This window comes from Streptomyces sp. NPDC013317 (assembly GCF_055563155.1).
In genome coordinates this window covers 175,366-198,281 of record NZ_JBVHDX010000003.1, presented here as the reverse complement: position 1 = coordinate 198,281, position 22,916 = coordinate 175,366, and the positions used below count along the sequence as shown (strand labels likewise).

The window sequence follows — 22,916 nt, the reverse complement described above, 5'->3', positions numbered from 1 at the left end:
GGTCATCCCTTCACCGCCCCCGCGCTGAAGCCGGTGACCAGCCACTTCTGGATGAAGGCGAACACGATCACCACGGGCAGTGCCGCGATCACCCCGCCCGCCGCGAGCGCGCCGAGATCCACACTGTCCGCGCCCATCAGCGTGTTGAGGCCGACCGGGATCGTCTGCTTCTCCTGGCTGCTGAGGAACATCAGCGCGAACAGGAAGTGGTTCCAGGAGTGGACGAAGGCGAAGGATCCCACGGCCACGAGCCCCGGCCGGAGCAGCGGCAGCACCACGATCCGGAAGGCGCCGAACCGGCTGCAGCCGTCGACCCAGGCCGCCTCCTCCAGGGAGTACGGCACGTTCCTGATGAAGCCGCTGATGAGAATCATCGACAGCGGGAGCTGGAACACGGTCTCCGCGATGATCACACTGCCCAGCGAGTTGATCATGCTCAGATTGGCGAAGATCTGGAACAGCGGGACGAGCAGCAGGGCGCCGGGCACGAACTGGGAGCAGAGCAGGGCCAGCATGAAGCCCTTCTTGATCCGGAAGTCGAACCGGGCCAGCGCGTAGCCGCCGGCCAGTGCCACGACCGTGGTCAGCACCAGCGTCGCCACCCCGATGAGCAGGCTGTTCTGGAAGAACGTGGCGAAGCTGCGCTCGTTCCACACCTTCTCGAAGTGGGCGGTCGTCATCGGCCACGGCAGGAGCGAGGTGGAGCCCGCCGGGCGAACCGCGAAGAGCACGATCCAGTAGAACGGGACGAGGGTGAAGACCAGATAGATGCCGAGCGGCAGATAGATATGCCAGCGCGGGGCCTCGTCCCAGGCGCGCCGCCGTGTGCGGCGCGGGATCGGAGGCGTACGGGTCGGGGGTGCGGCGGCCGCCGTGGCGGCCGCGACGGCCGGCGCCGCCGGCGCCGTGGGGGTGGCGTTCCGGGCCATCACGAGCGCTCGCCTCCGAACTTGCTCAGGCGCAGATAGACCATCGAGCAGAAGAGAAGGATCACGAACGCCACCGTCGTCAGGGCGGAGGCGTAACCGAAGTTGTGGGCGTCGACGCTGGTGTTGGCGATGTAGAGGGGGAGCGTCGTCGTCTCGCCCGCGGGCCCGCCGCCCGTCAGCGTGTAGAGCAGGTCGACGTTGTTGAACTCCCACACCGCGCGCAGCAGGGTGGAGAGGACGATCGCGTCCTTCAGATGCGGCAGCGTGATGTGGACGAACTGCCGTATCCGGCCCGCCCCGTCGACCTCGGCCGCCTCGTACAGGTCCTTCGGCACGGACTGCAGGTCGGCGAGGATGAGGATCGCGAAGAACGGCACCCCGCGCCAGAGATCGGCGACGACCACCGCCGAGAAGACCGTGGAGGTGTCGGAGAGCCACGACGTCCCGTACTCGCCGACGCCCATGTCGGCGAGGTAACGGGTGATGCCCGTCTGCGAGTTGTAGATCAGGACCCAGATCGCCGAGGTGAGCACGCCGGAGACGGCCCAGGGGGAGAAGACCAGCGCGCGGCCGAGTGCCCGGCCCACGAAGGTCTGGTTGACGATCAGGGCAAGCGCCAGTCCGAAGAGCAGTTGCAGTGTCACCTCGACGGCGACCCACTTGAGGCTGAAGGTGAGCGTGCCCCAGAAGTGCGGGTCCTCGGTGAGGATCCGGGTGAAGTTCTCCAAGCCGGCGAAGCCGTTCCGCCAGGGCTTCGTCGGATTGTGGTGCCGCAGGCTGTAGTAGAAGACGCTGAGCACCGGATAGGCGATGAAACCCAGCATCAGCAGCGCCGCGGGCGCGATCAGCAGGTACGGCAGACGGCGTGGCGCCGCTCCCGTACCGCGGCGGGGACGCGCGGGTCCCGCAGGTCTGTTCGCTGGTGCCTGGGGCGGTGGGGTCACGGCTGTGGCCATGACGGCGGCTCCGTTCTCGGGCGCGAGGCGCTTCGCAGACGGTGTTCGGCATACCGGACAAGGAGGGATCGGGTGGACCGGGCCGGGGGTCAGCCGGCGTACGGATCCGGAGTCGTTCCCGGCCTGGCCAGGAACTCGAAGTCGCAGCCGGTGTCGGCCTGGGAGATCTGCTCGGTGTACAGCGCGCCGTAGCCGCGCTCGTAGCGCTTCGGCGGGGGAGTCCACGCGGCCCGACGGCGTTCCCACTCCTCCTCGTCCACCTCGGCGTGGAGGGTGCGCGCCTCGACGTCCAGGGTGATGAGGTCGCCGGTACGGACGAGGGCGAGCGGTCCGCCGACGTACGACTCCGGTGCCACGTGCAGCACGCAGGCGCCGTAACTCGTCCCGCTCATCCGGGCGTCGGAGATCCGGACCATGTCCCGCACCCCCTGCTCCAGCAGATGACGGGGGATCGGCAGCATTCCGTACTCCGGCATGCCCGGACCCCCCTTGGGGCCGGAGTTGCGCAGGACCAGGACGTGGTCGCGCGTGATCCCGAGCTCCGGATCGTCGATGGTCCGCTGCATCGTGCGGTAGTCGTCGAAGACCACGGCCGGACCGGTGTGCTTGAGCAGCTGCGGCTCGGCGGCGATGTGCTTGATCACCGCACCGTCCGGGCACAGGTTGCCGCGCAGCACCGCCACCCCGCCCTCGTCCGCGAGCGGTCGCGAACGCACCCTGATGACCTCGTCGTTGTGCACGAGGGCGCCGTCGAGCTGCTCCCGCAGCGACGGGTGGGCGACGGTCGGCCGGTCCAGATGGAGCACGTCGGCGAGCCGTGAGAGGAAGCCCGGCATGCCGCCGGCGAAGTGGAAGTCCTCCATCAGGTACCGCCCGCCGGGGCGGAGGTCGGCGAGCACCGGCACCGTCCGCGCGATCCGGTCGAAGTCGTCCAGCGCCAGCCTCACCCCTGACCTGCCGGCCATGGCGATCAGATGGATGACGGCGTTCGTCGACCCGCCGAGCGCCAGGACGGCGGCGACCGCGTCCTCGTACGCCGCGCGGGTGAGGATCCGCGAGAGCCGCAGGTCCTGCCGGACGAGCTCGACGATCCGCATCCCCGAGGCCGCCGCCATCCGGTCGTGACCGGAGTCCACGGCGGGGATGGAGGAGGCGCCCGGCAGCGTCACGCCCAGCGTCTCGGCCGCGGCGGTGAGGGTGGAGGCCGTGCCCATCGTCATGCAGTGGCCCGGGGAGCGGGCCAGCCCGTTCTCCAGCTCGGCCAGCTCGCCGTCGCCGATCAGACCGGCCCGCCGGTCGTCCCAGTACTTCCACATGTCCGTACCGGAGCCGAGGGTCTCGCCCCGCCAGTGCCCCGGGAGCATCGGACCCGCGGGGACGAACACCGTCGGAAGGTCCACGGTGGCCGCGCCCATCAGCAGCGCCGGGGTCGACTTGTCGCAGCCGCCCATCAGGACGGCCCCGTCCACGGGGTAGGAGCGCAGCAGCTCCTCCGTCTCCATCGCCAGGAGGTTGCGGTAGAGCATCGGCGTCGGCTTCTGGAACGTCTCCGAGAGCGTGGAGACCGGGAACTCCAGCGGGAACCCGCCGGCCTGCCACACCCCGCGCTTCACCGCCTGCGCGCGGTCGCGCAGATGGACGTGGCAGGGGTTGATGTCGGACCAGGTGTTGAGGATGGCGACGACCGGCTTGCCCAGGTGCTCCTCGGGCAGATAGCCGAGCTGCCGGGTGCGGGCCCGATGGCTGAACGAGCGCAGTCCTCCGCTTCCGTACCAGCGATGACTGCGCAGCTCCCCGGCGCCGCGCGGGGCCCGCGGGCTCTGGTCCCGGAGGTCGGCGCCGGCGCTCATGCCTGCCACCCCGCGGCTATCGCCGCGACCTCGGCCCTGCTCCGCTCGGGAAGCTCGCGGCTCGGGGGCCGGATGTCCCGGCGGCAGAGGCCCAGAGCGGCCAGCGCCTCCTTGACGACGGTGACGTTGTCCGCGCTTGCGTTGACCGCGCGCAGTTCCTCGAAGCGGCGGATCTGCTCCCACACCTTCATCGCCGCGGGATAGTCGCCGACCCGCAGGGCGGTGAGCATCTCCAGCGACACCGAGGGTGCCACGTTGACCAGACCCGAGGTGAAGCCGGTCGCCCCGCTCGCGAAGTACGACGGTGCGTACGGCTCGGCGAGCCCGGCCACCCAGACGAAGCGGTCGAGACCTGCGTCACGGGCGAAGCCGGCGAAGCGCGACGCGTCCGGGACCGCGTACTTCACACCGATGACGTTCGGGCAGGCCGCGCCGAGCTCCGCGAGCCGTTCGCCGCCGAGCAGCGCGTTCCGGATGTACGGCACGATGCCGAGCTCCGGAACGGCCTCGGCGATCGCCCGGTGGTAGTCGACCCAGCCGCCGTCGGAGACGTACGGATGGACCGGCTGATGGATCATCAGCATGCCGGCTCCGGCGTCGCGGGCGTGCCGCGCGGCCGCGACCGCGGTCGGCACGTCGTGGCCGACGCCGACCAGCATGGCGGCCCGGTCGGCCGCCTCCTCGATCGTCACCTCGGTGACCAGGCGGCGCTCCTCGGGCGTGAGGGCGTAGAACTCGCCGGTGTTGCCGTTCGGCGTGAGGGTGCGGATGCCCGCGTCGAGCATCCTGCGCACCAGCGCGCGGTGGGCGTCGATGTCGACCGAGCCGTCCTCGGCGAACGGAGTCACCGGGATCGCCACCACATCGGCGAGCGCGGCCCTCTCGGCCTGGAAGTTCCTGGTCACCCGGTCACTCACCGTCCTCGGGAAAGGCGCGCTCGACGAACGAGGCGATGTGGTCGTGCAGGGCGAGACCGGCGCCGGCCGAGTCGCCGGCCAGCGCGAGCCGCAGGATCTCCTCGTGCTCGGCCGCCTCGCGCTCCCAGGAGGGCGTCGCGGCCCAGGCCACGGTGGAGACCAGGGCGGCCTGGTCGCGGACCTCGTCCAGCATCCGGCCGAGCAGCGGGTTGCCGCAGGGCAGATAGAGGGCGCGGTGGAAGTCCCGGTTGGCCAGGGAGCGTTCGGCCGGGTCGTCGGCGGCCTCGGCCCGGCCGAGCGCGGCCCGCGCCTCGTCGAGGGGCGCGCCGGCGTCGACGGTACGGCGCACGGCCTCGGGTTCGAGCAGCAGCCGTACGTCGTAGACCTCACGGGCCATGTCGGCGTCCACCATCCGTACCGTCACACCCTTGTACTGGCTCATCACCACGAGACCGCTGCCGGCGAGGGTCTTGAGGGCCTCGCGCACCGGGGTCTTCGACACCCCGAAACGGGCGGCCAGTTCGGTCTCCACGAGTGCCTGGCCGGGGCTGAGGCCGCCGGTCAGGATGTCGTGTTTGATCGCCTCCAGGACGTACTGGGTGCGGGAGGGGATGGGACTGGGGGCGAAGGTCATGACGCACTCTCAGATCTCGTGTATCGCGTCTCATATATGACGTACGAAGTGCAACGCCGATGAAGCTAAGGGGATGCTGATGCTTCGTCAATGCTTCGCGCAGGATTGATGGAAAGCGCTTGCCGTCCCGTCCGGGGTGCACGGCGACGGGCGCCCGGTCCGTGGTCCGGGCGCCCGTCGTGGTGAAGGGTGGGAGGCGGGGCGGTCAGCGGACCGCCAGCAGGTGTTCGAGCGCCAGCTGGTCCAGGCGCTCGAACGCCATGGAGCGCTCGGCCGCCGCCGTCACGTCGAACGCCTCGAACGCGCCGGCGTCCGCGAGGAGGCCGGCGAGGCCGTCGGGGGCCGTGGGCTCGGCGAGCTCGGGCAGTCGGGAGGCGGCCAGGGCCTCCTGGACCTCGGGGTCGGCGCGGAAGGCGGCCGCGCGCTCCTTCAGGATCAGATAGTTGCGCATGCAGTTCCTCGCGGACTCCCAGACCCCGTCGAAGCCGTCCGTGCGCACGGGCTTGAAGTCGAAGTGCCGCGGCCCCTCGTACCCTCCGGTCTCCAGCAGGTCCACCAGCCAGAACGCCTGGCGCAGATCCCCCGCGCCGAAGCGGAAGTCCTGGTCGTACTTGATGCCCGACTGGCCGTTGAGGTCGATGTGGAAGAGCTTCCCGGCCCACAGTGCCTGGGCGATGCCGTGCGGGAAGTTGAGCCCCGCCATCTGCTCGTGGCCCGTCTCGGGGTTCACTCCCACCAGTTCGGGCCGTTCCAGGCGCTCGATGAAGGCCAGGGCGTGGCCGATCGTCGGCAGGAGGATGTCGCCGCGCGGCTCGTTCGGCTTGGGTTCGATCGCGAACCGCAGCTCGTAGCCCTGCTCGGTGACGTACTGGCCGAGCAGGTCGAAGGCCTCCTTCATCCGGTCGAGCGCCACCCGGACGTCCTTCGCCGCGCCCGATTCCGCGCCCTCGCGGCCGCCCCAGGCGACGTACGTCGTGGCGCCGAGCTCGACGGCCAGATCGATGTTGCGGATCGACTTGCGCAGGGCGTACCGCCGCACGTCCCGGTCGTTGGCGGTGAAGCCGCCGTCCTTGAAGACGGGGTGGGTGAAGAGGTTGGTCGTGGCCATCGGCACCTTCAGGCCGGTGCGTTCGAGCGCTGCCCGGAAGCGTTTGATCACGGCCTCGCGCTCCGCGTCCGCGGCCCCGAAGGGGATCAGGTCGTCGTCGTGGAACGTGACGCCGTACGCCCCCAGTGCGGCGAGCCGTTCCACCGACTCCACGGGGTCGAGCGCGGGGCGGGTGGCCTCGCCGAAGGGGTCGCGGCCCTGCCAGCCGACCGTCCACAGGCCGAAGGTGAACCGGTCCACGGGTGTGGGGGAGAAGCGTGCGGGGGAGGTGGGTGCGGGGGAGATGAGTTCCGTCATGGTCTGTCCCTTTTGTTGCCGTTCTCGGGTGACAGGAAGGGCGCGGCGCGACCTGGCCCATCTATTTGTTTTCTGAGATAACTAATACGGTACGGCGCGACCCGGCGCCAGAGTGGACGACGAAGGTGAGACCTATGACGGCGACGCGCCCGACGCCCCCGGTCGTGATCGGCGTGGACAGCTCCACACAGTCGGCCAAGGCGCTCGTCGTCGACGCGCAGACCGGCGCCGTACGCGGAACCGGCCGGGCCGCGCACACGGTCACGGGGGAGGACGGAGCCCGCGAGAGCGACCCCGAGCAGTGGTGGTCGGCACTGCGCGACGCCGTCGCCGAGGCCCTCACCGACGCGGGGACGCCCTCCTCCGCCGTGACCGGCATCGCCGTCGCGGGCCAGCAGCACGGCCTCGTGGTTCTCGACGCGGCGGGCCGCCCACTGCGCCCCGCCCTGCTCTGGAACGACACCCGCTCCGCACCCCAGGCCGTCGAACTCACCGCCGCGCTCGGCGGTCCGGACGGCTGGCTCGCCCGGACCGGCTCGGTGCCGGTCGCCTCGATGACCGCCACCACGTGGCAGTGGCTACGCGCCCACGAACCCGCCGTCGCCGCCTCCACGGCCGCCGTCAGGCTCCCTCACGACTTCCTGACGGAGCGCCTCTCCGGAGTCGCCGCCACGGACCCCGGGGACGCCTCGGGCACCTGCTGGTACGACACAGCGGCCGGCGCCTACGACCCCGCGATCCTGGCCCTCCTCGGTCTCGACGAAGCCCTGCTGCCCGTCGTCGCCCCGAGCGGTGCCGCCCGTGTCGGCACGCTCACGCCGGCCGCGGCCCGCGCGCTCGGACTGCCGCCCGGCGTCGCCGTCGCCGCCGGTACGGGAGACAACATGGCGGCGGCCGTCGGTCTGGGCCTCGGCGGCGCGGGGCTCCTGGACCATCCCGTCGTGAGCCTCGGCACCTCGGGCACCGTCTTCGCCGCCACCCGGAACCGCCCGGCCGCCGCCGGACTCGCCGGATTCGCCGCGGCCGACGGCACGTACCTCCCCCTCGGCTGCACCCTCAACTGCAGCCTGGCCGTGGACCGGTTCGCGGGACTGCTCGGCCTCGACCGCGAGGACACCGCGCCCGGCGACGGCGTCGTCGTCCTGCCGTACCTCGACGGCGAGCGCACCCCCGACCTTCCGCACGCCACCGGCCTCGTCACCGGACTGCGCCACACCACCACACCGCGCGCGATCCTCGGCGCGGCCTACGAGGGCGCCGCGTTCACCGTGCTGCGCGCCCTCGACGACCTCCTCGCCGCCTGCGGCCTCGACCCCTCGGACGGGGCGGTACGGGACCGCCCGCTGCGCCTGATCGGCGGCGGGGCCCAGGGGCGGGCCTGGAGGGACACGATCCGCCGTCTCTCCGGCCGCCCCGTGACCGTCCCCGCCGCGACCGAACTCGTCGCGCTCGGCGCGGCCGCGCTCGCGGCCTCCGCCGCGACCCGCGAGGACCCCGTCGCGCTCGCCACGGCATGGGGCACGGGACGGGGGGAGACGCTGGAGCCGGTGACCCGTGACGAGGCGACCTGGAACCGGATCGCCACCGTCCTGGACCGGGCGGCCCCGAGCCTCCTCACCTGACTCGCGACCGACCCGCGACGGCCTGTTCCGGCCGCGCGCGGACGGACCGCCCTCGCTACGCTGGAAGGGAACTGCCGTGTCCGGCGGTCCTGTCTCCCACGACGTGGGCGCGGCCGTCTCCAGGTGATCCCGATGCGTTGGACGGGGCACGTTCCCCGCGCGCAGGGGCAGGTGTCTCCCCGTGGATCTGAACACCGTCACCGAAGTCGTCCGGCTGCCGGACGAACGGCCGGGCGCGGACTGGCGCGAGGGCGACGCCTGGCTCGCGGGCGGGACATGGCTGTACTCCGTCGAACAGCCGGACCTGCGCCGCCTGGTCGACCTCGCGGCGCTGCCGTGGGCACCCCTCGTGCCGGGCGACACCGGACTGGAGATCGGGGCCACCTGCACGATCCGCGACCTCCACGCCTTCGTGCCGCCCGGCGACTGGGCAGCCGGGACACTCCTCGCCACGGCCTGCGAGGCGTTCCTCTCCTCGTTCAAGATCTGGAACGCGGCGACCGTGGGAGGGAACATCTGTCTGTCCCTGCCCGCCGGCCCGATGATCACGCTGGCGGTCGCCCTCGAAGCCCGCTACGAACTGTGGGCCACCGACGGTTCCGTACGCACCGTCGACGCGCTGGACTTCGTCACCGGGGACCACCGCAACATCCTGGCTCCGGGCGAGATCCTGCGCCGCGTGCGCATCCCGGCGCGTGCCCTGCGCAAGCGGGCCGCCCACCGCCGCTTCACGCTGACCCGCCTCGGCCGCTCCACCGTGTTCCTGATCGGGACGCGCACACCCGGCACGAGCGACCTCATGCTCACCGTCACCGCCGGCACCACCCGGCCGGTACGGTTCGCCTTCGACCGGATGCCCGACGCCCGGACCCTGCGACGGAGCGTCGACGCCGTCCCCGCCGACGTCTGGTTCGCCGACCCCAACGGGACTCCCGACCACCGTCGCCACCTCACCCGGCACTTCGCCGAAGAGATCCGCCGCGAACTCATGGCAGAGGACCCGGCATGACCTACCTCGTGAACGGCAGGAGTTTCGACGCGGAACCGCGTCCCGGCCAGTGTCTGCGCACCTACCTGCGGGAGCTGGGTCACTTCGGCGTCAAGAAGGGCTGCGACGCGGGCGACTGCGGCGCGTGCACGGTGTGGCTGGACGGCGCTCCGGTCCACAGCTGCGTCACCCCCGCCTTCCGCGCGGAGGGCCACGAGGTGACCACGATCGAGGGTCTCGGCACCCCGGGCGACCTGCATCCCGCGCAACGCCGCTTCCGCGACGCGCCGGGCTTCCAGTGCGGCTTCTGCACTGCGGGGATGATCATGACCTCGGCCGCGTTCACCGATGAACAGAAGGCCGACCTTCCGCGAGCGCTCAAGGGCAACCTCTGCCGCTGCACCGGCTACCGGGCGATCGAGGACGCCGTGCGGGGCCGCTCCGCCGTCCAGGAGGCCGAACCGGGCAAGGCCGTGGGGGCGAGCGTGGCCGCGCCGGCGGCCGAGGACGTCGTGACCGGCCGCGCCGAGTTCACGATGGACGTCCGCATGGAGGGCATGCTGCACCTCAAGGTGCTCCACTCGCCGCACGCGCACGCCCGGATCCTCTCGGTCGACAGGACCGCCGCGCTCGCCGTCCCCGGCGTGCGCGGCGTCTACACCTGGGAGGACGTGCCGCGCAGGCGGTTCACCACGGCGATCCACACCGACCACCTCGTCGATCCGGACGACACGTACATCCTCGACGACACGGTCCGCTTCGTCGGCCAGCGCGTCGCCGCGGTGGTGGCCGACACCGTACGGGCGGCGGAGGAGGGCTGCCGTCTTCTCGCCGTGGAGTACGAGGTACTGCCGGCGGTCTTCGACCCGGAGGGGGCCATGGCCGACGGAGCACCCCAACTGCACGGATCGGAAGACCCGTTCGTCTGCGATCCCGACCGCAACCTCCTGCTGGAGATCCACACGCACATCGGGGACGTCGACGCCGGCTTCGCCGCGGCCGACTTCATCCACGAAGGCACCTACGTCTCACCGCGCGTGCAGCACGCGCACCTGGAGACCCACGGCTCGATCGCCTGGATGGAGGACGGCCGGCTGAACGTCCGCACCAGTTCGCAGTCCCCGTCGATCGCCAAGGCCAAGCTGGAGTACCTGTTCGCGCTGCGCCCGGACCAGCTCCGTGTCTTCTGCAAACGCGTCGGCGGCGGGTTCGGCGGCAAGCAGGAGGTCATCTCCGAGGACCTGGCCGCGCTCGCCGCGCTGGACACCGGGCGGCCCGTCTCCTTCGAGTACACGCGGGAGGAGGAGTTCACCACGGCCTCGCCCCGCCATCCGATGAAGCTGACGGTCAGGCTCGGCGCGAAGGCCGACGGCACCCTCACCGCGTTCCAGGTCCGCAACGTGTCCAACACGGGCGCCTACGGCAACCACGGCGGCGAGACGCTCCACGCGGGCGGGGCCGCCGTGATGATCTACCGCTGCCCCAACAAGAGGTACGACGCCTACTCCGTCTACACCAACACCGTCCCGAGCGGCGCGCTGCGCGGGTACGGCATGACGCAGCCGGTCTTCGCCGTGGAGTCGGCGATGGACGAACTCGCCCTCGCCCTGCACATGGACCCCCTCGCCCTGCGCCGCCGCAACATCGTGCGGCCCGGCGATCCGCTCGTCGCGATGCACGACGGCCCCGACGACGTGATGTTCAACGAGGACGGCCTCGCCAAGTGCGTCGACCTGGTGGCGGGCTCCCTCGCCCGTGCGGCCGACCGGCCGGCGCCCGGCCCGGAGTGGCTCGTCGGCGTCGGCGTGGCGAGCTCGCTGCACGAGACCGCGCCCCCGACCGAGCACATCTCCGAGGCCTGGCTGACCCTCGGCGACGACCTGGTCTACGAACTCGCCGTCGGCACCGTCGAGTTCGGCGAGGGCACCTCGACCGCGCACGTCCAGATCGCCGCCACCCAGCTGCGCACGGTGCCGTCGCGGATCCGTCTCGTACAGTCCGACACCGACCGCACCGGATTCGACACCGGAGCCTTCGCCAGCGCCGGACTCTTCGTGGCGGGCAACGCGGTGCTCCGGGTGGCGAACGCGGTGCGCGACCGCATCCTGGAGTTCGCCGCCGCCCACGCGGGCGTCCACGTCGTGATGTGCACGATGGACGACGAGGACGTCGTCTGCGGGGACACCCGCGTCCCGCTGGCCGAACTCGTCGCCCTCGCCCGCTCCCGCGGCATCCGGTTCACCGCCGCCCGCAAGGCGTACGGCTCGCCCCGGAGCGTCGTCTCCAACACACAGGGCTTCCGTGTCGCCGTCCATCCGGTCACGGGCGAGATCCGTGTCCTGCACAGCGTCCAGGCGACCGACGCCGGTGTGGTGATCAACCCCGAGCAGGTCCGGGGACAGGTGGACGGAGGGGTCGCCCAGGGCATCGGATTCGCGCTGACGGAGAACCACCGGGTCGACGCCGACGGTGTCATGGTCAACCCGAGTTTCCGCAACTACCGGATCCCCGCCTTCGCCGACGTCCCCCGCACCGAAGTGCTCCTGGTGCCCTCCACGGACTCCGTGGGGCCCATGCGGTCCAAGGGCATGGCGGAGTGCTGCATCAACCCGGTGGCCCCGGCGCTGGCGAACGCGCTCCACGACGCGACCGGCGTCCGCTACCGGGAACTCCCCCTGACACCGGAACGGATCTACGGCCGGCTGGCCCGGAGCAGGCACGCGTGGACGGGCACGGGCCGATGACCACCGAGAAGCACCCGGACACGGCGGCGCCCGCCGACGCCGCCGCGACGGTCATCATCGGCCGCAGGGTCCGGCCGGGCATGCACCGGGAGTACGAGCGGTGGCAGGAGGGCGTCAACACCGCGGCCGCACGGTACGCCGGATACCTGGGCGCCGAGGTCTCCCCTCCGACCGACCTGCAACCCGACTGGGTCGTCGTCTACCGCTTCGACTCGGTGGCCCACCTGCAGGCGTGGATGAACAGCGCGACCCGGCAGAGTCTCCTCGACTCCGGCGAGCGGTACTTCGACGGCCCCGCGACCCAGCAGGTCATCAGCGGCGGCGCGAAGCCGACGGACGCCCTCGTGACCGTGGTCGTGACCCACCGCGTCGCCCCGCACCAGATCGACGACTTCCTCGACTGGCAGAAGCGCATGAGCCAGGAGGAGAGCCGGTTCGAAGGCTTCCGCGGGACCGAGCTCTTCCGGCCGATCGAGGGCGTCCAGGACGAGTGGACCACGCTGTACCGCTACGACAACGCCGAGCACCTCGACGCCTGGCTGACGTCCAGGAAGCGGCGGGGCATGCTGGCCGAGGGAGCCAGGTTCGACGACTTCAAGCTCCGTACGATCGACAACTCGTTCGGCAGTTGGTTCGCCTTCGAGGAGAACGGCAAGGAAGCGCCCCCGCCCTCGGAGGCCAAGACCGCCATCGCCGTCTGGGTCGGCCTGTACCCGACCGTCGTGCTCCTCACGCTCGCCCTGTCGCCGCTGCGGTGGCCGCTCTGGCTGGGACTGCTCGTGGGCAACCTGCTGTCGAGCTTCATCATGACCTTCTTCACGATGCCGTACTACGTGAACCCGCTGCTCAAACGGTGGCTGAGACCCCCACCGGAGGAGCCGCGGAAGAGGACCAACCGCATCGGCCTCGGCATCGTCGCCGTCGTCACCGTCTTCTGGGTGGCCGTCTTCTACCTGATCACGCGACAGTTCTGGACCCTGCCATGACGGTTCGGCCGCTGCCGCCGGCCGGCCCTTCTCACGTCGACGTGGGCCCGTGGGGCGGGACGATCGCGACCGGGCAGTGGGCGTGGTGCAGCACCGCGTGCGCGACCGAGCCCATGAGGAGCGTCGCGACCCGGTGCCTGCGGTGCCGGCCCACGACGACGAGGGCGGCGCGCCGCGACCCTTCGACGAGCCGACCCGCCGCGTCCGCCGGTACGACGACGGGCACGACCTCGACGTCCCTGTACCGCTCGGTGAACGGCCGCAGCCGGTCCTCCTGGAGGTTCACGGTCTCCCTGACCAGCTCGGGGGTCTCGTCCACGGGCACGGGCGGCGGCATCTGCAGCGCGGGCGCCGGCGGGCCGACCAGCATGATCGGCGACGGCGGCAAGCGGTAGGCGGTCACCACTTCGAGGGCCACGCCGCGCTGTTGGGCGGCGTGGAAGGCGAAGTCCACGACCTCGTCGCCGGTCTCCTCCGGGTGCAGCCCCACCAGGACCCGGCCCGACTCGCCGTCGCCCTCCAGCGACACGGTCCGCGCCTCGTGCGGCACCACGACGACGGGACAGGGTGCGGAGGCGGCCAGGGTCCGGCCGGAGGAGCCGAGCAGCAGACTCGCGAAGCCGCCCCGTCCACGCGATCCGGTCACCAGGAACCGCGCGGTCCTGGCCGCGTCCAGCAGGGCGTCCGACACGGAGCCGTCGAGCGAGTCGAACCGCACCGGCACCCGCGGGCCCTGCTCCTCCACCCAGGCGCGGACACCGTCGAGAACGGCGTCCGGAATCTCGGCCGTCTCGCCGAGCGAGGCGATCCGGGCGCTGCCCAGCTGCAGCGCGTCGGAGCGCACATGGGCGACGACCAGGGGAGCGTCGAGCCGCTGCGCCACGCTCAGGGCCCATTCGAGGGCCAGGTGGCTGTGCTCGGACCCGTCCACGCCGACGACAACCGGCTTCTCGTTCATAGGGGCATGATTCCCCGCCTCCCGGTGCCCCGCTCGGTGGGCCTACTCCGCCGGTGCGCCGAGGTCGTACCGCTCCTTGACCAGTTCCAGATGGAGCCAGCTCTCGACGCTCCGTACGCCCGGCAGATCCCGCATCGCGTCGAGTGCCGCCCGTACGGACCCCAGGGAGCCCGCCGTGACCGTGCCGACCAGCTCCGCGCGTCCCAGGCAGGCAGAGAGGAAGGTGACCTCCTCCCAGGCGGCCAGCGCCCGCGCCACGGGGCCCCGCGCGCCCTCGACCCGCACCGCGAACCCGCACGCGTACCCCAGGCCCAGGACCTCGGGGCGGACCAGGGCCAGCACCCTCACCACGCCACCGTCCAGGAGGCGCAGCGTGCGGGCGCGGGTGGCCCCGGGGGAGAGGCCCACGCGTTCGGCGAGGTCGGCGAAGGGGAGCCGGCCGTCCTGTTCGAGGGCGTCGAGGATCCGCAGGTCGGTGTCGTCCAGATCCGACACGGCCGGCTCGTCCGCCAGCAGATAAGGGTCCTTGAGGTGACGGGTGCCGATCAGCGGGTCGACCACCGCGACACCGGGCACGGAACGTACGCGCTCGATGCTCCGTTCCAGTGCCTCGAAACCCTCGGTGCGCAACTCCGTCATGATCGCCCGCTGCCCGGCCGTCAGGCTGACGAAGGGGGCCTCGGGAAGTTCGGCGACGGCCCGCGCCACCGGCTCCGCCGCGCCGTCGACGTCGATCGAGAGGTGCGCGGACGCGGTCAGCCCGCGGACGGAGGGATGGACGACCGCCACGACCCGGACGGCTCCCGACTCCAGCAGGCGCTGCACCCGCGCCCGGGTCGCGGGCCGGGACAGGCCGACGTGCTGGGCCAGCGTCTCGTACGCGAGGCGTCCGTCCTTCTGCAGCGCGCGTACGACGGCCAGGTCGACGGAATCCAGCTCCACCCGGTGATCTCCTCGGCTCGGCGGCCACGGGGCGGCGGCCCCGGGTCCGACCGCCATTCTCGGGCACCGCTCCGCGATGCGGATCCGTTCGTGACACGGGTCACGCGCAACCGTGTCGTTCGTTGGTGGACAGTCGTGCAGATGAAACGTAAGTTCATCTCGACATCGACCGACGAATCAGCAGTACGATCGAGAGGGGGCCGGGTGAATCAGCCCGTCGCCGTTTTCACCGACACCGACGACCTGGACCCCGAGCCCGGCGTCCGGCTGCTCGCCGAGGCCGGGTTCGAGGCACGCGTCGCCGGAACGCGGGACCCAGCAGCCCTCGCGCACGCGGCCAGGGGCGCGGTCGCCCTGATCGTCGGCTACGCGCGGATCGACGCCGCGCTCCTCGACCGGCTCCCGGGACTGCGCATCATCGCCACCATGTCCGCGGGGTACGACATGGTCGACACGGCCGAGGCACGGCGGCGCGGGGTGTGGGTCGCGAACCTGCCCGGCGCCGCCACCGAGGACGTCGCCGTCCACGCGCTCGCCTCCACGCTCTCCCTCGTCCGACGGCTCCCCCAGGCCGACGCCGTCGTCCGCTCCGGCGGCTGGAACACGGAGTTCGCGGCGGACGGCCGACTCCCGCGCCGGGCGAGCGAACTGACCCTCGGGCTCGTCGGCCTCGGCAGGATCGCACGCTCCTTCGCGGCCCTCGCGGCACCGGTCTTCGGACGCGTCGCCGCCTACGACCCGCACGCCGACCCCGCCCACTGGCCGGCCGGCATCGCACGTCACGACGGCCTCGGCGACCTGGCCGCGGCCGTCGACGTCCTCTCCCTGCACGTCCCGCTCACCCCGGCCACCCGAGGCCTCGTCGACGATGCGCTGCTCACGCGGATGCGCCCCGGCGGCTTCCTCGTCAACGTCGCGCGCGGCGAACTCGTCGACCCGGCCGCCCTGTCGGACGCCCTGGACCGGGGCCACCTGGCCGGCGCGGCACTCGACGTCTTCCCGGTCGAACCGCCCCCGGCGGACGACCCGCTGCGCCGCCACCCGCGCATCCAGCTGTCGCCGCACAGCGCCTTCCTGTCCGACACCTCGCGCCGCGCGTACGTGTGCGGACCCGCCGAGAACGTCATCGCCTGGCACCGCACCGGCCGCCCGCGGACAGCGGTCGTCGACCCCACCGCCACCGCCCTCGAAGGAGTCCTCGCATGACCACCGCAGCGCCGCACGCCCCGCAGACGAGGACCGCCGAAGAGCTCCGGCTTCGCCGCGAACTCGCCGCCGTCTACCGGCTCGTGGCCCACTTCAGGATGACCGACCTGATCTTCACCCACATCTCCCTGCGGCTGCCAGGCCCCGACCACCACTTCCTCATCAACCCGTACGGGCTGCTCTTCGAGGAGATCACCGCGTCCAACCTGGTGAGGATCGACCTCGACGGCAACCCCGTCGAGCCGACCCCCCACCCGGTCAACCCGGCGGGCTTCGTCATCCACAGCGCGATCCACGCGGCCCGGCAGGACGCGCACTGCGTCCTGCACACCCACACCAAGGCCGGCTGCGCCGTCGCCGCACAGGAAGGCGGACTGCTCCCGCTCAACCAGATGTCGATGGAGTTCTACGACCGCGTCGGCTACCACGACTACGAGGGAGTCGCCCTCAACCTCGACGAGCAGCGCCGCCTCGTCGCCGACATCGGCACCCACCCCGCCCTCGTCCTGCGCAACCACGGCCTGCTGACGGTGGGGGAGAGCGCGGCCCAGGCGTTCCTGCGCATGTACTACCTGGAGCGCGCCTGCGAGATCCAGATCGCCGCACAGTCGAGCGGCGTCCCCCTGGTCGTCCCCGACGCCGAGGTCTGCGCGTACACGGCCCGGCAGCTCACCGGCGAGGCGACCTCCGACTTCGAGGACGACGACGCGTACGGCCTGGCATGGGCGGCGATGCTCCGCCTCCTGGACCGGACCTGCCCGGACTACCAGGACTGATCGGAGCCCCCGAGTGGCGGACACGGTGGAGAGCCGGTGCGATGGGGATCATGAACGAGCGCACTGCCCGCCGGTGGGCCGAGCTGCCGCCCGCCGCGGGAGCGGCGGTGATGGCCACCGGCATCATCTCGGTCGGCTTCCATCTGACGGGCCTGGAGACCGTCTCCCGGCTGATGCTCGGCGTCGCGGGCGCACTGTGGGTGCTGCTCGCCTTCGACTTCGGCACCCGGCTGCTGCACAGCCGTCGCCGCTGGTTCGCCGAAGCCGACACCCCGCCCGCGCTGACCGCCGTCGCCGCCACGACCGTGCTCGGAGTGCGCGTCGCCCTCCTCGGCTGGACCCACCTGGCCGCGGTGCTCCTCGCCGGATCGGCCGTGCTGTGGGCGGTACTGCTCACAGCGGTCCTCACCCACCTGCGGAGCGGCATGCCGGGCGGTGTCTTCCTGATCTGCGTGGCCACCGAGGCGCTCGCGGTCCTCGGCGCCACCCTCACACCCTGGGCGGGCGACTGGCTCGGCTACACGTCCCTGGCCTTCTTCCTGCTCGGCCTGCTGCTCTACCTCGCCGCCCTGGTCCGCTTCGACTTCGGGCAGGTCGTCGCGGGCGCCGGTGACCAGTGGGTGGCCGGCGGGGCCATGGCCATCTCCGCACTGGCGGGCTCCAAGCTCCTCGCGACGGGCGTGTGGACCGGCGTGACCCACACCTCCCTGCGGAGCACCACCCTGTTCCTGCTGGTCGTCGACCTCGTCTGGTACGCGGTGCTGTTCGCGGCCGAGCTGCTCCGGCCCCGCCTGACCTATGACGTACGGCGCTGGGCCACCGTCTTCCCGATGGGCATGACGGCGGTCGCCTGCCTCTCCACGTCGACGGCGGCGGCCGTCGGCTGGCTCGACACCCTCGGGCAGATCCTGCTGTGGACCGCGGCCCTCGCCTGGCTCGCCACCCTGGCGGCGACGCTCCACACGACCCCCCGACGCACGGCCGCCTCCCAGGAGAGCTAGGGCGTGTTGCGAAAGTCCCGCCTGCCCCGCGACGCCTGGCACGCACGCTCGCTGCGTTGTCGGGATCGTCCGAGTACACCCGGTACGAGGACGACCCTCCGCCTTGCGATCGCACGCACCAGACGCCGCGGGGCCCGCCCTTCGGGCGGACGGCGCTCGTTCGCAACACGCCCTAGACCCCCGGGAGGCGCGAGCGGTCCTTCCCTACGCCACTCAGCCCGCGAACGGGGGCAGCGCCGCGAACTCGGGTGCCACGCCGACGGCCTCGGCCAGCGCGCCGAGCACGCTTCGGACCCGGGTCAGCGGGTGGTCCGGGAACTCGGCGTCGTACCGGGCGTGGTCCGCGGCGTGGAACGGCAGCCCGCCCTGGACCTCCGGGGCGTAGGGATGGGCCCGGAAGTAGGCGTCCGGACCGACCTGCGCCATCACCATCGCCTCGCGCATCCCCGTCGTCCCGCGCTCCGGCGCCTGGATCTTCACCACCGTGCTGCACTCCGCCCTCGGGACGGTGAAACTGCCGATGAAGACCTGCCCATGGGCCTGCCCCGGCATCGGCAGCTTGAGTATCTGCCGCAGCGCGGGCAGCCCGCCCAGCGACTTCACCGAGGCCTCGATCAGCCCGCCGCCGGCGTCCGCGGTCAAGCGGGTCAGCGCGGCGCGCAGCGACGGGCCGTCGTCCAGGGACGCGGGAAGGTCCGGACGCAGTGCGAAGAAGTGCAGCGACAGCACATCACCCGCGTCGCTGACCCAGACATCGGGCTCGACGAGTCGGAAGCCCGGCAGTTCGATGCCGACAAGAGCTCTCATGACCGGTGATGATGGCGCATGCCGCCGACCCCGTCGCAGCGGGGTTCCCGAACTGAGAGCACTCCGGGCGGCCCGCCCCGTGGACGCCTACCGCAGGGACGCCTGGTGGAGCGCGTCCGGGCCGATCGGCAGCCCCGACGGCAGCGTCCGCGTGCCCAGTCCCGCCGTCGCGCCGCGCGCGGGCGCGGGGGTACCGGCGAGGGCCCCGTCGACATGCGCGTACAGCGCGTCCGTGATCGGATCCGGCAGCGGTCGACCCTGCTCGTCGAAGCGCTGGTACTTCATCAGGTTGTAGCCGATGGCGACCTGACGACGGCCGTCCTCCGTGGACAGGGCCCACGTGCCCGCGCCGAACACGCCGCCGTCGTGGCCCCAGTACCAGCCGCCGCGCATCTGCAGGGTGGAGATGCCGAGGCCGTACCGCATCCGCGGCTCCTCGCCCGGCGGCGTCTCGTACGCGGGGACGGTGGTCTTCATCGCGCGCAGCTCCGCCGCGCCGAGCAACTTGCCGCCGAGCAGCGCGCGGTAGAAGTCGTTGAGGTCGCTCGTCGTCGAGACGAGGGCGCCGGCCGTGCCGGCCCACGACATGTCGTAGGCGCTGTAGTCGCGCGGCGGGTCGATCAGGCCGAAGAACGACTCGTACATCCGGGCGTGCGGTCCCTTGAGCGACGGGGAGCTCGGGAAGTACGTGTGGCGCAGCCCGGCCTTCCGTATGACGTTCCGGGCGATGTACGCCTCGGCCTTCTCGCCGGTCACCCGCTCCAGGAGCAGCCCGGCGAGGATGTAGTTGGTGTTGGAGTACGAATGCGTACCGCGCTCCGCCACGGGCGGCGCCGCGAGACCCAGGCGGACGAGCTCCTCGGGGGCGATGCGGCGGAGGCGGTTCTCGTCGAGGGCTTTGCCGGGGTTCTCGAGGACGCCGGGGAACGCGGGCAGGACGTAGTCGGCGATCCCGCTGGTGTGGTTGAGCAGCATCCGCACGGTCACCTGGCGGCCGCGTTCGCCGGGCACCAGATCCGGAACGTACCGGCCGACGGGCGCGTCGAGGTCGATGCGCCCCGCCCCGGCCTGCTGGAGCACGGCGACGGCCGTGAACGACTTGGTGACGCTGCCGACCCGGTGCTCGAAGTTCGACCCGGTGGGCCTGCGCGTGTCGACGTCGGCGAAGCCGGTGGCTCCCCGCCACTGGGCCGAGCCGTCACGGACCGCCGAATAGGCGCCGTACATCCCGGCCTTGTGGAAGGCGTCGAGCGAGCCGCGCAGGGCCGCGCGGTCGAGAGGGCCGCGACCTGCCGGTGTCACCGCGGCGGAGGCAGCGGCGGCGGAGCCGGGCTGCGCCGCCACGGCGGTCTGCGCGGGTAACACCGAGACGGAGAGGGTGATCAGAGCGGCCGTGGCGACCGCCGTGAGGCGGGCACTGGGGGACGAAGACATGGAGGTCCTGCTTTCCTCGGCGAGTGCGGTGATTCCATCCTTGTCGCCGCCCCCGGGCCCCCTCTCCACCCCCGGGAGGATCTTGTTCACAGGAAGATGTGACATTTGTCAGGAGTCCCGCCCACGGTCCGTCGGTGGCACACTGTCCGCTGATCGTCCCCGAGGAGCCCGACGTGCCGATAATCCGCAACCTGAGGCGCACCGTCCGCCGTGCCTACCGCCGGACCGTGGACCTGAGCCATCCGGCACGCTCGCCGCTGGGCAGCTCGGTCGTCAACTGTGTGCTGTACGAGGACGGGGCCCGGCAGCGCGGAGCCTGTCCCGCCGACGAGGCGGTACGACGGGTCCGCAAGTCCGGTGACGGGTTCGTGTGGATCGGGCTGCACGAGCCGTCCGTCGAGGAGTTCGCCGGGCTCGCCGAGCTGTTCGGCCTGCATCCGCTCGCCGCCGAGGACGCCGTGCACGCGCACCAGCGGCCCAAGCTGGAACGGTACGACGACACGCTCTTCGCCGTCTTCAAGACCGTCCGCTACGTGGAGCACGAGGAGCTCACCGCCACCAGCGAGGTCGTCGACACCGGCGAACTCATGGTCTTCGCCGGGCCGGACTTCGTCATCACGGTCCGGCACGGGCGGCACGGTTCGCTCGGCCCGCTGCGGGAGGCGCTGGAGGCGGACGCCGAACAGCTGGCCAAGGGCCCCGCGGCCGTTCTGCACGCCATCGCCGACCACGTCGTGGACGACTACCTCGCCGTCGCCGACGCCGTGCAGAACGACATAGACGCGGTCGAGACGGCCGTCTTCAGCGAGCAGGCGTCACGCGGCGACGCCGGCCGTGTCTACCAGCTGAAGCGGGAACTCCTCGAACTCAAGCGGGCCGTGGCCCCGCTCGACCGCCCGCTGCAGGCCCTGGCCGCGGCTCCGCTGCCGCTGGTCTCGGCGGAGATAAAGCCGTACTTCCGGGACGTCGCCGACCATCTCTCCCGGATCACCGAGCAGATCACGTCCTTCGACGCGCTCCTCGACTCGATCCTCCAGGCCCATCTGGCGCAGGTGACCGTCGCTCAGAACGAGGACATGCGCAAGATCACGGCGTGGGCGGCGATCATCGCCGTCCCCACGATGGTCTGCGGGGTGTACGGCATGAACTTCGAGCACATGCCCGAACTGGGCTGGACCTACGGCTATCCGCTCGTCGTCGGGATCATGGTCGTCGCCTGTTTCGTCCTCCACCGCAGCTTCCGCCGCAACGGCTGGCTCTGACACCCGGGCGCGCCGCCCCCGGACCCCGTGGCCCCCCTGGAGCGGGCCCCGTCAGACCCGGGCGTTCAGGGCGGCCGTGTGGGCCCGCACCTGCTCCGGAGTCAGGTAGGCGTCCGTGTACTCGAAGTCGGCGAGCGTGCCGGACCGGGACGCGAGGAATCCCGTACGGACGAAGTCGTCCCCGGCCACGGCGTTGAGCAGCCAGTTCGTCATCACCCGCGTCTTGGCGACATTGGTCCGCAGCGCCGACCAGTGGTACGCCCGGGCCACCGCCTGCGCGGGGGCGCCGTGCAGTTCGACGCCGAGGGGCTTGGACACGGCGTCCCGGCCGCCCAGGTCGACCACCAGGCCGAGATCCCGGTGGTGGTACGGGTACATCTGCTCACCGCGCAGGGCGGCGACGACGTTGTCGGCGACGTGCTTGCCCTGCCGCATGGCGTGCTGGGCCGTCGGCGGGCAGACGGCGCCCTTCTCCTTCTTGGCCAGGTCCGGTACGGCCGCGGCGTCGCCGAGGCCGTACACACCGTCCACGCCGGGCACGACCATGTCGGCGCCGACCACCAGCCGGCCCCGGTCGGTCTCGGCGCCGAGCGTGGCGATCAGCGGACTGGCGGCCACGCCCGCCGTCCAGATCAGGGTCCGACTGGGCAGCACCCGCCCGTCGGTCAGCGTCACGGCCTCGGCGTCCACGGAGGCGACCGAGACCCCGAGCGAGACCTCGATCCCGCGCCGCCGAAGGATGTCCAGCGCCGCCTTGCCCAGCTTGTCGCCCAGCTCGGGCATGAGCTTGGGCGCGAGGTCCACCAGATGCCACTTGATGAGCTTCGGGTCGATGCGCGGGTAGCGCTTGACGGCGCTGTGGGTCAGCCGCTGCAGACAGGCGGCCGTCTCCGTTCCCGCGTAACCCCCGCCCACCACCACGAAACAGAGCCGGGCCGCCCGCTCCGCCTCGTCGTGCCCGGCGTCGGCCAGATCGAGCTGGGCGATGACATGGTCGCGGAGGTAGACGGCCTCGGAGAGCGTCTTCATGCCCCGCGCGTGCTCACCCAGACCCGGGATGTCGAACGTGCGGGTCACACTGCCGGGCGCGAGGACCAGATGGTCGTAGTGCTCGTCGACGAGTTCACCCGTGATCGTCCGTACGACGCAGACCTTGGCCTTGGTGTCCACGCCGATCGCGCCGCCGGGGATGATCCGCGTGCGGTGCCGCTCGCTGCGCCGCAGCGACAGGGCGACCGACTGCGGGGTCAGCACACCCGAGGCCACCTGGGGGAGGAGGGGCAGGTAGAGCTGGTACGAGAAGGGGGACAGCAGCGAGATCTGCGCCTCGCGGCTGGTCAGCCGCCGTTCCAGGCGCCGCACACAGGCGATCCCGGCGAACCCTGCGCCCACCACGAGAATCTTCGGTCGAGTCACGCTTGCCCGCCTCCCGGATCGTCGGTCCTTGAGTGCTGACTAACCCCTCGGGCCGATCGGAAACCCGGTCCGTCCGCCGAAGA

At 71.8% G+C, this 22,916-nt stretch carries 19 protein-coding genes; 8 read left to right on the top strand and 11 right to left on the bottom strand.

The annotated features are described in order from the left end of the window. Positions 1 to 2: 2 nt before the first annotated feature. The 6 genes from ACZ3IJ_RS09770 to xylA all read right to left on the bottom strand — a co-directional run bounded on the left by ACZ3IJ_RS09770 (position 3) and on the right by xylA (position 6,691). Positions 3 to 929 (bottom strand): carbohydrate ABC transporter permease, encoded by a 927-nt coding sequence (locus tag ACZ3IJ_RS09770; RefSeq protein ID WP_467467154.1) that lies wholly within the window; start codon positions 927 to 929, stop codon positions 3 to 5. Then, complete coding sequence (locus tag ACZ3IJ_RS09765; RefSeq protein WP_467467153.1) at positions 929 to 1,885, bottom strand: carbohydrate ABC transporter permease; 957 nt, start codon at positions 1,883 to 1,885, stop codon at positions 929 to 931. The genes ACZ3IJ_RS09770 and ACZ3IJ_RS09765 overlap by 1 nt, the downstream gene beginning before the upstream one ends. An 89-nt stretch (positions 1,886 to 1,974) precedes the next feature. Beyond that, positions 1,975 to 3,735, bottom strand: coding sequence for an L-arabinonate dehydratase (gene araD / locus ACZ3IJ_RS09760; RefSeq protein WP_467467152.1), 1,761 nt, complete (start codon positions 3,733 to 3,735; stop codon positions 1,975 to 1,977). Further along, a complete protein-coding gene (locus ACZ3IJ_RS09755; protein WP_467467151.1) occupies positions 3,732 to 4,640 on the bottom strand; it encodes a dihydrodipicolinate synthase family protein in 909 nt (302 codons plus the stop codon). Before ACZ3IJ_RS09755 ends, araD begins: the two co-directional genes overlap by 4 nt. A gap of 4 nt (positions 4,641 to 4,644) precedes the next feature. After that, a complete protein-coding gene (locus ACZ3IJ_RS09750; RefSeq protein ID WP_467467150.1) occupies positions 4,645 to 5,286 on the bottom strand; it encodes a GntR family transcriptional regulator in 642 nt (213 codons plus the stop codon). Between the two features lie 205 nt (positions 5,287 to 5,491). Beyond that, positions 5,492 to 6,691: a xylose isomerase gene (gene xylA / locus ACZ3IJ_RS09745; protein WP_467467149.1), complete on the bottom strand. Its 1,200-nt coding sequence runs from the start codon at positions 6,689 to 6,691 to the stop codon at positions 5,492 to 5,494. 134 nt (positions 6,692 to 6,825) lie between these two features. On the opposite strand from xylA, the gene xylB reads away from it, so the two are divergent. The 4 genes from xylB (at position 6,826) to ACZ3IJ_RS09725 (ending at position 13,031) form a co-directional block, all read left to right on the top strand. After that, complete coding sequence (xylB, locus tag ACZ3IJ_RS09740; protein WP_467467148.1) at positions 6,826 to 8,313, top strand: xylulokinase; 1,488 nt, start codon at positions 6,826 to 6,828, stop codon at positions 8,311 to 8,313. Positions 8,314 to 8,494: 181 nt separating this feature from the next. Further along, entirely contained in the window at positions 8,495 to 9,322 is an 828-nt protein-coding gene (locus tag ACZ3IJ_RS09735; protein ID WP_467467147.1) for an FAD binding domain-containing protein, read from the top strand. Beyond that, positions 9,319 to 12,045: a molybdopterin-dependent oxidoreductase gene (locus tag ACZ3IJ_RS09730; protein ID WP_467467146.1), complete on the top strand. Its 2,727-nt coding sequence runs from the start codon at positions 9,319 to 9,321 to the stop codon at positions 12,043 to 12,045. Before ACZ3IJ_RS09735 ends, ACZ3IJ_RS09730 begins: the two co-directional genes overlap by 4 nt. Continuing rightward, positions 12,042 to 13,031 carry an antibiotic biosynthesis monooxygenase gene (locus ACZ3IJ_RS09725; RefSeq protein WP_467467145.1) on the top strand — a complete coding sequence of 330 codons (990 nt, stop codon included), beginning with the start codon at positions 12,042 to 12,044 and terminating at the stop codon, positions 13,029 to 13,031. The genes ACZ3IJ_RS09730 and ACZ3IJ_RS09725 overlap by 4 nt, the downstream gene beginning before the upstream one ends. 31 nt (positions 13,032 to 13,062) lie before the next feature. Here ACZ3IJ_RS09725 and ACZ3IJ_RS09720 read toward each other — a convergent pair whose 3' ends face one another. Together ACZ3IJ_RS09720 and ACZ3IJ_RS09715 are read right to left on the bottom strand one after the other, a co-directional pair. Further along, positions 13,063 to 13,989 carry a universal stress protein gene (locus tag ACZ3IJ_RS09720; protein WP_467467144.1) on the bottom strand — a complete coding sequence of 309 codons (927 nt, stop codon included), beginning with the start codon at positions 13,987 to 13,989 and terminating at the stop codon, positions 13,063 to 13,065. Positions 13,990 to 14,031: 42 nt separating this feature from the next. Beyond that, entirely contained in the window at positions 14,032 to 14,931 is a 900-nt protein-coding gene (locus tag ACZ3IJ_RS09715) for an Lrp/AsnC family transcriptional regulator (RefSeq protein WP_467467143.1), read from the bottom strand. 204 nt (positions 14,932 to 15,135) lie between these two features. On the opposite strand from ACZ3IJ_RS09715, the gene ACZ3IJ_RS09710 reads away from it, so the two are divergent. From ACZ3IJ_RS09710 to ACZ3IJ_RS09700, 3 genes are read left to right on the top strand one after another with little or no spacing between them, the layout of a single operon-like run. After that, positions 15,136 to 16,137, top strand: a complete 1,002-nt coding sequence (locus tag ACZ3IJ_RS09710; RefSeq protein ID WP_467467142.1) for a C-terminal binding protein — start codon at positions 15,136 to 15,138, stop codon at positions 16,135 to 16,137. Beyond that, complete coding sequence (locus ACZ3IJ_RS09705) at positions 16,134 to 16,913, top strand: class II aldolase/adducin family protein (protein ID WP_467467141.1); 780 nt, start codon at positions 16,134 to 16,136, stop codon at positions 16,911 to 16,913. The genes ACZ3IJ_RS09710 and ACZ3IJ_RS09705 overlap by 4 nt, the downstream gene beginning before the upstream one ends. 50 nt (positions 16,914 to 16,963) lie before the next feature. Beyond that, a complete protein-coding gene (locus ACZ3IJ_RS09700) occupies positions 16,964 to 17,914 on the top strand; it encodes a tellurite resistance/C4-dicarboxylate transporter family protein (RefSeq protein WP_467467140.1) in 951 nt (316 codons plus the stop codon). A gap of 213 nt (positions 17,915 to 18,127) precedes the next feature. On the opposite strand, the gene ACZ3IJ_RS09695 is transcribed toward ACZ3IJ_RS09700, so the two are convergent. Then, positions 18,128 to 18,721: a hypothetical protein gene (locus ACZ3IJ_RS09695; RefSeq protein ID WP_467467139.1), complete on the bottom strand. Its 594-nt coding sequence runs from the start codon at positions 18,719 to 18,721 to the stop codon at positions 18,128 to 18,130. Between the two features lie 87 nt (positions 18,722 to 18,808). Beyond that, complete coding sequence (locus ACZ3IJ_RS09690; RefSeq protein ID WP_467467138.1) at positions 18,809 to 20,155, bottom strand: serine hydrolase domain-containing protein; 1,347 nt, start codon at positions 20,153 to 20,155, stop codon at positions 18,809 to 18,811. A gap of 179 nt (positions 20,156 to 20,334) precedes the next feature. On the opposite strand from ACZ3IJ_RS09690, the gene corA reads away from it, so the two are divergent. Next, on the top strand, positions 20,335 to 21,417 hold the full coding sequence (gene corA, locus ACZ3IJ_RS09685; protein WP_467467659.1) for a magnesium/cobalt transporter CorA: 1,083 nt from the start codon (positions 20,335 to 20,337) through the stop codon (positions 21,415 to 21,417). A 51-nt stretch (positions 21,418 to 21,468) separates the two neighbouring features. Here corA and ACZ3IJ_RS09680 read toward each other — a convergent pair whose 3' ends face one another. Beyond that, positions 21,469 to 22,833 (bottom strand): NAD(P)/FAD-dependent oxidoreductase, encoded by a 1,365-nt coding sequence (locus ACZ3IJ_RS09680; protein ID WP_467467137.1) that lies wholly within the window; start codon positions 22,831 to 22,833, stop codon positions 21,469 to 21,471. Positions 22,834 to 22,916: the final 83 nt, after the last annotated feature.